This window comes from Pseudomonas sp. GW456-E7, from assembly GCF_059424105.1.
On the sequence record NZ_JBWKZB010000009.1, the window covers coordinates 56,591 to 69,547 of the forward strand.

At 62.9% G+C, this 12,957-nt stretch carries 8 protein-coding genes; 3 read left to right on the forward strand and 5 right to left on the reverse strand.

Going from position 1 to position 12,957, the window contains the following annotated elements; all coding sequences use genetic code 11:
* Positions 1–84 precede the first annotated feature (84 nt).
* The 4 genes from AC07YV_RS08445 to AC07YV_RS08460 all read right to left on the reverse strand — a co-directional run bounded on the left by AC07YV_RS08445 (position 85) and on the right by AC07YV_RS08460 (position 6,193).
* The gene (locus AC07YV_RS08445) at positions 85–801 is read right to left on the reverse strand and encodes an MgtC/SapB family protein (protein ID WP_007999644.1); all 717 of its coding nucleotides are present in this window, start codon (positions 799–801) and stop codon (positions 85–87) included.
* A 140-nt stretch (positions 802–941) separates the two neighbouring features.
* Entirely contained in the window at positions 942–3,656 is a 2,715-nt protein-coding gene (gene mgtA / locus AC07YV_RS08450) for a magnesium-translocating P-type ATPase (RefSeq protein WP_102699261.1), read from the reverse strand.
* Positions 3,657–4,225: 569 nt separating this feature from the next.
* Positions 4,226–5,563 (reverse strand): lysine N(6)-hydroxylase/L-ornithine N(5)-oxygenase family protein, encoded by a 1,338-nt coding sequence (locus AC07YV_RS08455; RefSeq protein WP_102699262.1) that lies wholly within the window; start codon positions 5,561–5,563, stop codon positions 4,226–4,228.
* 147 nt (positions 5,564–5,710) lie between these two features.
* Positions 5,711–6,193 (reverse strand): sigma-70 family RNA polymerase sigma factor, encoded by a 483-nt coding sequence (locus AC07YV_RS08460; protein ID WP_015094172.1) that lies wholly within the window; start codon positions 6,191–6,193, stop codon positions 5,711–5,713.
* 364 nt (positions 6,194–6,557) lie between these two features.
* Between AC07YV_RS08460 and AC07YV_RS08465 the strand changes: the two genes are divergently transcribed.
* The 3 genes from AC07YV_RS08465 to AC07YV_RS08475 are packed head-to-tail and all read left to right on the forward strand — an operon-like array spanning position 6,558 to position 11,106.
* Entirely contained in the window at positions 6,558–7,730 is a 1,173-nt protein-coding gene (locus tag AC07YV_RS08465) for an efflux RND transporter periplasmic adaptor subunit (protein ID WP_102699263.1), read from the forward strand.
* The gene (locus tag AC07YV_RS08470) at positions 7,731–9,704 is read left to right on the forward strand and encodes a MacB family efflux pump subunit (RefSeq protein ID WP_102699264.1); all 1,974 of its coding nucleotides are present in this window, start codon (positions 7,731–7,733) and stop codon (positions 9,702–9,704) included.
* 7 nt (positions 9,705–9,711) lie between these two features.
* A complete protein-coding gene (locus AC07YV_RS08475) occupies positions 9,712–11,106 on the forward strand; it encodes an efflux transporter outer membrane subunit (protein WP_102699265.1) in 1,395 nt (464 codons plus the stop codon).
* Positions 11,107–11,280: 174 nt separating this feature from the next.
* On the opposite strand, the gene pvdP is transcribed toward AC07YV_RS08475, so the two are convergent.
* Complete coding sequence (pvdP, locus tag AC07YV_RS08480) at positions 11,281–12,900, reverse strand: pyoverdine maturation tyrosinase PvdP (protein ID WP_102699266.1); 1,620 nt, start codon at positions 12,898–12,900, stop codon at positions 11,281–11,283.
* Between the last annotated feature and the right edge of the window lie 57 nt (positions 12,901–12,957).

Genomic DNA, 12,957 nt, shown 5'->3' on the forward strand with positions numbered 1-12,957 from the left:
TACGGAAGACCTCCCTGGGTTTATGTAGGAATATTCCTAAAAATCTGCAGGTTAGTCTGACGCTTGCCAGGGAAACCTTGGCCTTCACTCTGTGGTACTCGGACTCCAGAACGCCTGCACCACCAGGGTCGAGGTTGAGATCCGTGCCACCAGCGCATCCAGTTCATCACCGTCGACCGAGGTGGTCGCCAGGGTGGCTTCGATTTCAATTTCATCCGTGCCGAAGGCGTGCACATCGACATCGCTGGCCGGATAGTTGCTGCGTTCCAGCTCGGCTTCGAGCAAGGCCAGCACGGTTTTTTGCTGCGTACGCCGGGCGATGACATAGACGATGTTGGTGACTTCCGCCGAAATCACGTCCAGCGGCTGACGGTTGATGTTGTTGACGATCGGCCGCAGCAAGGTGTTGGCCGCGAGCACGAACAGCGTGCCGAGCAAGGCCTCGGCCAGCAGGTCGGCACCGGCGCAGGCACCGACCGCCGCCGAGGTCCAGAGGGTGGCGGCCGTATTGAGGCCGCGCACATTGCCCTCTTCACGCATGATCACCCCGGCACCGAGAAAGCCGATGCCGGAAACCACGTAGGCCACGACCCGCACGGCGCCCTCGGCACCGGCGAGCCGGTTGGCCATGTCGACGAAAATCGCCGCGCCCACCGCCACCAGCACGTTGGTACGCAGGCCGGCGGTGCGCTGCCGATACTGGCGCTCGAAACCGATCAGGCCTCCGAGGATGAAGGCCGCGCTGAGGCTGACCAGGGTGTCGAGCAGGGAGGTCAGGTTGAGGTTGTTGATGGCTTGCATGATGAAATCCTTGAAAAATACACGATCCCCTGTGGGAGCGAGCTTGCTCGCGATGGTCTCAAGAGCGCCGCGTTTAGCCAGTAAACACGCGTTATCGTTAACGACCATCGCGAGCAGGCTCGCTCCTACATCTGGCAGCATTACTGCCAGCCAAACCGCCGGATGTAGAACCCCTTCACCGCCTGGGTCAGCGCCATGTACGCCAGCAGGATCACCGGCAGGAACACGAAGTACAGCGATGGCAATGCCTGCAACTTGAAGTAATGCGCCAGCGGGCCCATCGGCAGGAAAATCCCCACGGCCATGATCAACCCGGTCATCACCAGCAACGGCATGGCCGCGCGGCTTTGCAGGAACGGGATCTTCGGCGTGCGGATCATGTGCACGATCAGTGTCTGGGTCAGCAGCCCGACCACGAACCAGCCGGACTGGAACAGGGTCTGGTGATCCGGGGTGTTGGCATCGAACACGTACCACATCAAGGCGAACGTGGTGATGTCGAAGATCGAGCTGATCGGCCCGAAAAACAGCATGAAGCGCCCGACATCCGCCGGCTGCCAGCGCTGCGGTTGCTTGAGCATTTCGTCATCGACGTTATCGAATGGAATGGCGATCTGCGAAATGTCATAGAGCAGGTTCTGCACCAGCAGGTGCATCGGCAGCATCGGCAGGAAGGGGATGAACGCACTGGCCACCAGCACCGAGAACACGTTGCCGAAGTTCGAACTGGCGGTCATCTTGATGTACTTGAGCATGTTGGCGAAGGTCCGGCGCCCTTCCAGCACACCCTCCTCCAGCACCATCAGGCTCTTTTCCAGCAGGATGATGTCGGCCGCCTCCTTGGCGATGTCCACGGCGCTGTCCACGGAAATGCCGATGTCGGCGGTGCGCAGGGCCGGGGCATCGTTAATGCCATCGCCCATGAAACCGACCACATGGCCGTTACCCTTGAGCAGACGGACGATGCGTTCCTTGTGCGACGGCGTCAGTTTGGCGAAGACGTTGGTGGTCTCCACGGCTTTCGCCAGTTCGGCATCCGACATGCGCTCGATGTCGTTGCCCATCAGCAGGCCCTGCTGCTCCAGGCCGACTTCGCGGCAGATCTTCGCCGTCACCAGTTCGTTGTCGCCGGTCAGCACTTTCACCGCCACGCCGTGGGCCGCCAGCGCCTTGAGGGCCGGCGCGGTGCTTTCTTTCGGCGGATCGAGAAAGGCCACATAACCGATCAGCGTCAGGGCCTGTTCATCGGCCAGGCTGTAGGTGTCGCGGCCTTCGATCATCGGCCGCGCGGCAACCGCCACCACCCGCAGGCCCTCGGCGTTGAACGTGGCCGTGACCTGACGGATGCGCGCCAGCAGTTCTTCGCTCAAGGCTTCATCGACTTCGCCGTGACGCACCCGCGAGCACACCGCCAGCACCTCTTCCACCGCCCCCTTGCAGATCAGCAGGTGCGGTTGATCGCGCTCGGCGACCACCACCGACATGCGCCGGCGGGTGAAGTCGAACGGAATCTCGTCGACCTTGCGAAACGCCGTGCCGACTTTCAGTTCACGGTGGATTTCGACGTGTTCGAGCACCGCCACATCCAGCAGGTTTTTCAGGCCGGTCTGGTAGTAGCTGTTGAGGTAGGCCATTTCCAGCACGTCATCCGAGTCGTTGCCCCAGACGTCGACGTTGCGCGCCAGGAAGATCTTGTCCTGGGTCAGGGTGCCGGTCTTGTCGGTGCACAGCACGTCCATGGCGCCGAAGTTCTGGATCGCGTCGAGGCGTTTGACGATGACTTTCTTGCGCGACAGGAACACCGCGCCCTTGGCCAGGGTCGAGGTGACGATCATCGGCAGCATTTCCGGGGTCAGGCCCACGGCAATCGACAGCGCGAACAGCAGCGCTTCGGTCCAGTCGCCCTTGGTGAAACCGTTGATGAACAACACCAGCGGCGCCATCACGAACATGAAGCGGATCAACAGCCAGCTGACTTTGTTGACACCGGTCTGGAACGAAGTCGGCGCGCGATCCGTCGCACCGACCCGCTGGGCCAGCGCACCGAAATAGGTGCTGTTGCCGGTGGTGAGGATCACCGCCATGGCCGTGCCGGACACCACGTTGGTGCCCATGAACAGGATGTTGTCCAGGTCCAGTGGGTTGAGCGTGTCGCGGTCCTGCTGGCGGGGGAATTTTTCCACCGGCATCGATTCACCGGTCATGGCCGCCTGACTGACGAACAGGTCCTTGGCGCTGAGCACCCGGCAATCGGCGGGAATCATGTCCCCGGCGGACAGCACGATCAGGTCGCCCGGCACCAGTTGTTTGATCGGCAATTCGATGCGCTGCGCGTGGTGTTCCTCAAGGTCCCGGCGCATCACCGTGGCCGTGTTGCTGACCATGGCCTTCAGGGCATCCGCGGCCTGGTTGGATTTGGTTTCCTGCCAGAAGCGCAGCAAGGTCGAGAGCACCACCATGGAGAAAATCACGATGGCGGCTTTCATGTCTTCGGTCAGCCAGGAGATGACTGCCAGCAAGGTCAGCAGCAGGTTGAACGGATTCTTGTAGCAGTGCCACAGGTGCGTCCACCAGGGCAGCGGCTGTTCGTGCTCGACTTCGTTGAGGCCGAATTGCTCGCGCAGGGTATCGGCTTCGAACTCGCTCAAGCCGTCGGTGTGACTGCCCAGTGTGTTGAGCAATTGGCCGGTGTCGCTGCCGGCAGCGCTCACCAGGGTTTGCGCCAGGGTGGGCGGGACTTCACGGCTGACCGTGGTGTCGGTGAAGGTTTCCAGCAACGCCAGGCGACGGAAGTGCCGGGCGATGTGGCGGTTACGCAGGAAGCCTGCGAAGAATTCCTTGAGGGTAAGTTTCATGGCTGGTGCCCCTTTGGTCAGCCGGGAAACCGTCGAGCAGGCAGGTCCACGCCTTTGCCGCCGGAACAACCGGCAAGGCAAGGCCTGGCGCGCCGGTCACGAATGACAGGCGTGTCGATAGAGCGGCGGCCACGACAAGAAGTCGAAACCACGCACTGTTCAGTGTCGATGAGAGGGACGTCTGGACATGGCCGGGACAGGCCATGATCAGGATGCCGCTGCTCGCTTGTCGGCGAGACAACGGCACAGGAGACTGCGCGTTATCTTGCCGAGAAAATGCCGGTTACCGAGACCGGCCGACAACTGTCACTCGAACAAGTACCCACTGTGGGTCTCCGTAATGGATGAAAACGCGCGAAGCTTACGCCCCGATGTTTGGAGAGTAAACCCGTTACAAAGTCTTGCCGGGGGAAACGCGGGGTTCTTCAGGAAGGGTTCAGGATTGAGGGTTTTGGGTGATTTCAATGGCCCCTTCGCGAGCAGGCTCGCTCCCACAGTAGTCCTGTGAACACAGGTCCATTGTGGGAGCGAGCCTGCTCGCGAAGGCGGCCTGTCAGGCGCCGAAAAACTTAGCTCGCGGTCGCCAACAACAGATCCACCACCGACCGCCCATGCCCGCGATGCTTGCCATGCTCATACAGCGACCCGGCAATCTCATCGGCACGGATCGGCAGGATCGACAGCAGGGTGTCGCTCAGCCCGTGGCTGGCCTGGCAGAAGCCCTGCATGTAGAGGCCGGCCTTGCAGCGCTCGTCGGTGATCAGTTTGTAATTGCGATCGACTTCGAAGTCACCCAGGTACTCTTCCAGCGGTGCCAGCAGCTTGCGGTGCATCTGCCGCTCGTAACCGGTGGCCAGGACCACGGCGTCGTAGTGACGCACCGAGACTTCACCGGTGGCGTTGTTGCGCAGCACCAGTTCGACGCCGCGTTCGTTGGCGGTGGCCTTTTCGATCGTGGTCAGGGTATGGAACGCATGACGGGCGATGCCCGAGACCTTCTGCCGGTAGAAGATGCCGTAGATGCGCTCGATCAGATCGATGTCCACCACCGAATAGTTGGTGTTGTGGTACTCGTTGACCAGGCGCTCGCGCTCGCTGTCGGGCTGCTGGAACACCAGGTCGGTGAACTCCGGCGAGAACACTTCGTTGACGAAGGGGCTGTCGTCGGCCGGCTTGAGTGCCGAGCCGCGCAGGATCATGTCCACCTGCACCGATGGGAAGCTGTCGTTCAAATCGATGAAGGCCTCGGCGGCGCTCTGCCCGCCACCGATGATCGCAATGCTCATCGGCTGGTTGTTCACGCATGGCTGTTTGGCCATCTGCGCCAGGTACTGGGAATGATGGAACACCCGGCCGTCATCCTTGAGCGCCTTGAACACTTCGGGAATACGCGGCGTACCACCGGCGCTGACCACCACCGAACGAGTGGTGCGTACCTGTTGGTGCCCGCTCGCATCGCGGGAAATCACTCGCAATGCCTCGACCTGATGGTTGTGCAGCACCGGCTCGATGGTCAGCACTTCTTCGCCGTAACGGCTTTGCGCCGTGAACTGCCCGGCAACCCAGCGAAGGTAGTCGTTGTACTCCATGCGGCACGGATAGAAGGTGCCCAGGTTGATGAAGTCCACCAGGCGCCTGTGGGCCTTGAGGTAATTGACGAATGAATAGGGGCTGGTCGGGTTGCGCAGGGTCACCAGGTCCTTGAGGAAGGAAATCTGCAACTCGCTCTGGGTCACCAGGGTGTTGCCGTGCCAGCGGTAGTCGGCCTGCTTGTCGAGAAACAGCACATCCAGGTTGCCCTGGCTCGCCCCGCGCTCTTGCAGCGCAATGGCCAGTGCCAGGTTCGACGGGCCGAAACCGACGCCGATCAGGTCGTGAACGAGGGGCGATGCAATTGCCTGTGTCATTTCCAGTGTCCTCTGGATGTTCCCCGCAAAAGCGGGACATTGAACCTAAGTGACCTGACAGGCCTTGGGCCGCACAACAGGTCGTCTGTTGACTAGGAACGAGGACAATGGAACAAAATTTAACGGGGCTTGATGAATCCCTGGGGATCAGTGGCCTTCCCACTGACGCATCCGCGCACGGCAATGCTTCATGGCGTTGACGATGTGCTTTTCCACCAGCGCACGGGAAATGCCCAGTTGCCCGGCGATTTCCAGATGGGACAGGCCATCGATCTTGCGCAGCAGAAAACTCTCGCGGCACAGCCGTGGCAGTTCCGCCAGGGCACGCTGGAGCATGTCCAGACGCTGGCCGTGATCGAGGACCTTGTGCGGTGAAGGTATGAAGCAGCTTTCTTCGCTGTCGAGTACGTCCAGCGGCTCGGTGCGACGCAAGGCGTTGCGCCGATGGTCATCGACGACCAGGTTGAGGGCGGTGCGATAAAGGAATGCCCGGGGCTGCTCGATCGGTGTATCGCTGGAACGCTCCAGGACCCGCAGGTAAGCGTCATGCACCACATCTTCGGCCACCTGACGGTTGCCCAGCCTGGCGTTCAGGAAACACACCAGCTCGCGATAGTAGTTTTCCAACATGACTCCCGTCCGCACGGGGGTGCGGTTGCTGTCCTTGAGCCGTTTCGGCGACCGCCGAAACACGCAGTGGCACGATAGTGGCAGTTTGAGAAGTGTAATTTATAGTAATTCTCATATAGATTTAAAGTACTGCTTCACCGTGCGCGCTAAATAGTCACCTCCACTGTAGGAGCTGCCGCAGGCTGCGATCCTTTGATCTTCAGCATGATCAGCCACCTCGAAGATCAAAAGATCGCAGCCTGCGGCAGCTCCTACAGGTGTTACGTCGTGTGTCCGGGGCTAAATTCCCGGGGGCTTTCATCGTACTAAGGACAGCTCCCCGTCTCTGCCCGGACGGGCCGATTTCCCAAGGCCGGAACCCTGCATGAAACGCCCCCGACAGACCCGACGCGCCCTGCTTGCAGCACTTTGTCTGATCCCCGTGGTGGCCGTCGCCGCCTGGCAGTTCATCCCGCCGGGCCGCGACCAGTTCACCACCGTCCAGGTCAGCCGCGCCGACATTGAAAGCAGCGTCACCGCCCTGGGCACCCTGCAACCGCGGCGCTATGTCGACGTCGGCGCCCAGGCCTCCGGGCAAATCCACAAGATCCACGTGGAAGTCGGCGACCGGGTCAAGGAAGGCCAGTTGCTGGTGGAAATCGACCCGTCCACGCAACAGGCCAAGCTCGATGCCGGGCGCTTCTCCATCGAAAACCTCAAGGCGCAGCTGCAGGAACAGCGGGCGCAACACGAACTGGCCCGGCAGAAATACCAGCGCCAGCAGAACCTCGCCGCCGGCGGCGCCACCCGTGAAGAAGACGTGCAGACCGCCCACGCCGAACTGCGCGTGACCCAGGCGCGCATCGACATGTTCCAGGCGCAGATCCGCCAGGCCGAAGCCAGCCTGCGCAGCGATCAGGCGGAGCTCGGCTACACGCGGATTTATGCGCCGATGGCCGGCACAGTGGTCGCGCTGGATGCCCGCGAGGGCCAGACCCTCAACGCCCAACAGCAGACACCGCTGATCCTGCGCATCGCCAAGCTGTCGCCGATGACCGTGTGGGCCGAGGTCTCGGAGGCCGACATCGGCCACGTCAAACCCGGCATGCACGCCTGGTTCACCACCCTGAGCGGTGGCACCCGGCGCTGGACCAGCACCGTGCGGCAAATCCTCCCGGTGCCGCCCAAGCCCCTGGACCAGACCAGCCAGGGCGGCGGCAGCCCTGCCAGCACCAGCAAAAGCGGGAGTGCCCGCGTGGTGCTGTACACCGTGCTGCTGGACGTCGACAACGCCGACAACGCGCTGATGGCGGAAATGACCACCCAGGTGTTCTTCGTCGCCAACCAGGCGCAGAACGTCCTCACCGCACCCATCGCCGCCCTGCAAACCGGCGCACAGCCAGACCTGCAGACCGCGCAAGTGGTCGCCAAAAACGGCAGCATCGAACAGCGCAACGTGCGCACCGGCATCAGTGATCGCCTGCGGGTACAGATCCTCGACGGCCTGCAAGAAGGCGATCATCTGTTGATCGGCCCGGTCGACGGGAGTGGCGGCTGAATGCTGACGCCCCTGATCGAACTTTCGGACATCCGCAAAGCCTACGGCGGTGGCGAAGCGCCTGAAGTTCACGTATTGCGCGGTATCGACCTGTCGATCCATGCCGGGGAGTTCGTGGCGATTGTCGGCGCTTCCGGTTCCGGCAAGTCGACGCTGATGAACATCCTCGGCTGCCTCGATCGTCCGACCTCGGGCGAATACCGCTTCGCCGGGGAAAACGTCGCCGCCCTCGACAGCGACGAACTGGCCTGGCTGCGTCGCGAAGCCTTCGGGTTTGTATTCCAGGGCTACCACCTGATTCCATCCGGCTCGGCCCAGGAAAACGTCGAGATGCCGGCCATCTATGCCGGCACCCCGGCCGCCGAACGCTACGCCCGCGCCGCCGCCCTGCTCGACCGTCTCGGCCTGGCTTCGCGCACCGGCAACCGCCCCCATCAACTCTCCGGCGGCCAGCAGCAACGGGTGTCGATCGCCCGCGCGCTGATGAACGGCGGCCACATCATCCTTGCCGACGAACCCACCGGCGCCCTCGACAGCCACAGCGGCGCCGAGGTCATGAGCCTGCTCGACGAGCTGGCGAGCCAGGGCCACGTGGTGATCCTCATCACCCACGACCGCGAAGTGGCGGCCCGGGCCAAACGCATCATCGAGATCCGCGACGGCCTGATCATCAGCGACAGCGCCAGTGAAAACCCGACCGCGCAAAACTCGGCCAACCCCGGTGCGCTACAAGCCGTCGACCTGCGCAAGCGCTTGAGTGAAGGCGCCGAAGCCACCGGCGCCTGGAAGGGTGAATTGGTCGATGCCGTGCACGCGGCGTGGCGGGTGATGTGGATCAACAAGTTCCGCACCGCGCTGACCCTGCTCGGGATCATCATCGGCGTCGCCTCGGTGGTGGTCATGCTGGCCGTGGGTGAAGGCAGCAAACGCCAGGTGATGGCGCAGATGGGCGCGTTCGGTTCCAACATCATTTACCTCAGCGGCTCGGCGCCCAATCCGCGCACGCCGATGGGCATCATCACCCTCGACGAGGTCGCGGCAATTGCCAGCTTGCCCCAGGTCATGCGGATCATGCCGGTCAACGGCCAGGAGGCCGGGGTGCGCTTCGGCAACCTGGATCACATGAGCTATGTCGGTGGCAACGACACCAACTTCCCGGCGATCTTCAACTGGCCGGTGGTCGAAGGCAGCTACTTCACCCACGCCGATGAACAGAACGCCGCGGCGGTCGCGGTGATCGGGCACAAGGTGCGGACCAAGTTGCTCAAGGACGTGGCCAACCCGATCGGCCAGTACATCCTGATCGAAAACGTACCCTTCCAGGTGGTCGGCGTGCTCGCCGAAAAAGGCGCCAGCTCCGGCGACTCCGACAGCGACGACCGCATTGCCATCCCCTACTCCGCCGCCAGTGTGCGCCTGTTCGGCACGCACAATCCCGAGTACATCGCCATCGCCGCCGCCGACGCGCGCAAGGTCAAGGAAACCGAAAAAGCCATCGAGCAATTGATGCTGCGCCTGCACGACGGCAAGCACGACTTCGAACTGACCAACAACGCCGCAATGATCCAGGCCGAGGCACGCACGCAAAACACCCTGTCGCTGATGCTCGGTTCAATTGCCGCCATTTCGCTGCTGGTGGGCGGGATCGGCGTGATGAACATCATGCTCATGACCGTGCGCGAGCGGACTCGTGAGATCGGTATCCGCATGGCCACCGGCGCGCGCCAGCGCGACATCCTGCGCCAGTTCCTCACCGAGGCGGTGATGCTCTCGGTGGTGGGCGGCCTCGCCGGGATCGCCCTGGCGCTGATCGTCGGTGGCGTGCTGATTTTCAGCGAAGTCGCTGTCGCGTTCTCCCTGATAGCGGTGCTGGGCGCCTTCGGCTGCGCCCTGGTCACCGGTGTTGTTTTCGGCTTTATGCCGGCCCGCAAAGCTGCCCGACTCGACCCGGTCACGGCCCTTACCAGTGAATGATCGATTGATGAAGCCGCCACTCAGTGTGTTAACCCTGTGCCTGTTGCTCAGTGCCTGCGGCACCCCGGCCCAGCGCCCCGACAGCGGCATCCAGCCGCCGGCCGCCTGGCAATCGCCGCACACCGCAGGCGCTGTCCATGACAACCAGCAATGGTGGAATCGCTTCGGCAGTCCGCAACTGGGTCGCCTGATCGAACAGGCGCGGCTCGGCAGTTACGATTTGGCCGCCGCCATCGCCAGAGTGCGCCAGGCCCAGGCCGACACGGTCATCGCCGGCGGCTCGCAACTGCCGGAGGTCAAGGCCGCGGCCAATGCTAATCGCCAGAAGCTGATACGGGGCAACGGCTACAGTCAGCTCGATGCCGACAGCGATAACAACGCCGTCGACTACTTCAATGCGAACCTGGTGGCCAGCTACGAAATCGATTTCTGGGGCGGCCAGCAAGCCAGCCGCGACAGTGCGCAATTCAGTCTGGACGCCAGCGAGTTCGATCAGGCCACCGTGGAATTGACCTTGCTCAGCGGGGTGGCCAACAGTTACGCACAAGCCTTGTCGTTGCAGGAACAGAGCCGCATCGCCGAGTTGAACCTGGCCAATGCGCAAAGCGTGCTGAAACTGGTGCAGACCCGCTTCGATTCGGGCTCGGCCACGGCCCTGGAACTGGCGCAGCAAAAAAGCCTGGTGGCGGCGCAGCAACGCCAGCTGCCGCTGGTGCGGCAACAGGCCGAGGAGGCACGAATCAGCCTCGCTGCCCTGCTCGGCCGCCCGGTACAGGCACTGTCGCTGGGTCAGGAACGTTTCGATCAACTGACCTGGCCGGCCATCGACGCCGGGGTGCCCAGCCAGTTGCTCAGCCGCCGTCCGGACATTGCCCGGGCCGAGGCGCAACTGGCTGCCGCCCAGGCCGACGTCACCGTCGCCCGGGCCGCGATGCTGCCCACCGTGACCCTCACCGCCGAAATCGGCTCCGGGGCCGACCGGGCCGACGATATTCTGCGCAGCCCCTTCTACAACCTCACCGCCGGGCTGCTTGCGCCGGTGTTCAACAACGGCCGCCTCGGCGCCCAGCGCGACAAGGCCACGGCGCGCCAGCAAGAACTGCTGGAAACCTATCGCGGCGCAATCATCAACGGCTTCGCCGACGTCGAAAAAGCCCTCAACAGCATTCGCGGACTGGATGAACAGCGCGGCTGGCAGAGTGAAGAACTGAGCCAGGCACAGACCGCGTTCAACATCGCGCAAAGCCGTTACCAGGCCGGGGCCGAGGATTTGCTGACGGTCCTGGAGACCCAACGCACGCTGTATGCGGCGCAGGATTTGAATGTGCAACTGCGCTTGTCGCGGATGCAGGCGAGCATTGCGTTGTACAAGGCGTTGGGTGGGGGGTGGCAGGTTCTTTAATCGTGGTGTCTGTCAGGACGCCTTCGCGAGCAAGCCCGCTCCCACAGTGGATCTTCAGTGAACACAAAACCTGTGTACGACCAAGATCAAATGTGGGAGCGGGCTTGCTCGCGAAGGGGCGGGAACATTCAACATCAATCCCCCTTCTTTCTCGATTTGACGGTCACGCCGTTATCAAGCCTGGTTCTGCTTAGCCTTCAGATTGCGCGCATACCACGGCCGCTGCGGCACTTTGCGGAACAAATCCTTCAGCTTCTTTTCGTCCTCGCCAAAGGTGATGCGCAGCGCCAGCTTCATGGTTTCCGGGTCCATTTCCACTGACTTGCCTGCCTGCAACCCCGGCGTGGTGCTGCAGCCATGGGTGACCGGGCCGAGCCATGGGTCATCGATTTCGACCCAACGCCCCGGTGCAAACCAGGGCACGCCATTGACCTGCAGCCGACTGACCTGCCCCGGGTGGAAGCGCTCATGGGCGCGGAACCAGTCCTCCAGACGATCGTCGATCCAGCCGTGGAAATGCCAGAACACCGGGTTCACATGGGAGGAAAACGGGTCGCCCAAGAAGTCGTTTTCCGCAGCGAACCAGCGCGCGGAAAAGTCTGCCGGATCACGGGCAAAGGGCACCGGCTGACCGTTGGACGGATCACGCGGCACCGAAGCCCAGCGCATGTGCAGCCAGTCGTGCAGGCCCAGTTCAACCTCCGAGCCGAACTGGCCGAGGGTCAGCGTCGACAGGTAACGCGGATCACGGTAGCGCGATTCCCAGACCTGGAAATTGCTGTGATACGTCTCGCCGGTCTTGATGTCACTGACCCATTGCGTGTACTCGTCATCGTCCTCGGCCAACCAGGTTGGCGGCAGCGCGGTGCCGTCGTGGTTGTCGAAGTACCGGGCGAAGCCGGGCCGGTCCCGCGCCAGCTCCGGCTGCGGCAACGGAAAGTGCTTCCAGGACGGCAAGTCCTGCATCGAACGCGCCGTGCCAAGCATGTGCCGGTGCATGAAGAAAAAGTCCACGCCCGAACCGTTACGATCCTTGCGCACACCTCGGCCATCGCGCTCCCTGTCACGCGGACCGGGTTGCCAGCCGAGCCCGCGCAAGGCGCCGCGCTGGTCTTCGGACAGCTTGTGCCACTTGTCCCGGGAGGCATGCCAGAGCTGGTGGAACAAACGGTGCTCCGGCGATACCAGCCAGGCCAGCAGGGCCGGATTGAGGCCGGTGCGTTCGCGCGCTTCAGGGAATACCCGTTTGACGGCAATGAAGCGATTGTCCTGGGCCGTCAGCATCAGCGGACGCTTGAGGTCCAGCACGCGCCCGCTGAGACTGCCGCTGCCGGCGTTAGCGAAACCGGCCCAGACCTCATCCAGGGTCATGTCGAACTCGTACTCGCAACAGCCGCTGGCGCCCAGCAGTCGCCAACCGAGCTGCTTCGGGTTGGCCTCGGACAGATCACCGAGCACCCGGTAACGGGGCTCCTCGGCAGAGCGCAATCGCTCGGCGGTGTCGAGGAAACCGACGACGCCACGACCTTTGTGACCGATGTCGAGAAAGACCTCCAGCCCTTCCAGCGGCAAGCCTTCGAGACCGGCGTCACGGCCTTCGAACCGAATCTGCCAGACCCCGCGCAAGGCATCCGCCAACCGCTGGCCGGCCACGTCCGCCACGTCGAACGAGGCTTCGTCCGGGGTGATCGTCGGGTCCGGTTTGGTCAGTTCGCGATGCCCGTAGTAGACCGCAGGCACGGCGGCACCGGTCAGCGCCAGACCCGCGAGGAACCATCGTCGAGAAATCGTCATTGCCCTACCTGTGTCAGCCATGGAGCAGGCTTTATCCAAGCTAGAACGATTGTTGCC